This is a genomic window from Aureibaculum marinum, assembly GCF_003813905.1.
GTDB lineage: Bacteria > Bacteroidota > Bacteroidia > Flavobacteriales > Flavobacteriaceae > Aureibaculum > Aureibaculum marinum.
Genome location: NZ_RPFJ01000089.1, coordinates 1 through 335 on the forward strand (window position 1 = coordinate 1; position 335 = coordinate 335).

The 335-nt window shown below is 28.4% G+C and carries 1 protein-coding gene; it reads right to left on the minus strand.

What is annotated here, in order from left to right; translation table 11 throughout:
* The coding region (locus tag EGM88_RS15030; RefSeq protein ID WP_123899239.1) for a DUF4844 domain-containing protein at positions 1 to 205 on the minus strand (205 nt) is incomplete at its 3' end.
* Between the last annotated feature and the right edge of the window lie 130 nt (positions 206 to 335).

Here is a 335-nt window from a genome sequence, read left to right on the forward strand (position 1 = left end):
CGATTTGGTTTATTTTTTCCGTAAAAACTGGTCGCATTTTTTCGTCTGCAATTCCAGGATAAAAATTTTCTTCTACGAACTTTTTCTTTGCTGTAAATTCCGCAAATTTTTCATTCACATTTTCAGGTGTTTTCATTTCAGTCACATTTTGTCCGCAAGCAGATAATGTCAAAAGGATTATAAAAATTTGAATGTATTTCGTCATTTCTCAAATGTCTAGTCCTGAAATATGGCTACAGGTTAATAATTAATTTAAGCTGATAATTTATATACCATATTTGGTGTTTTAAAGTCTAAAGATAAATGTAATCTTATTTGGTTGTATAAATTTATTG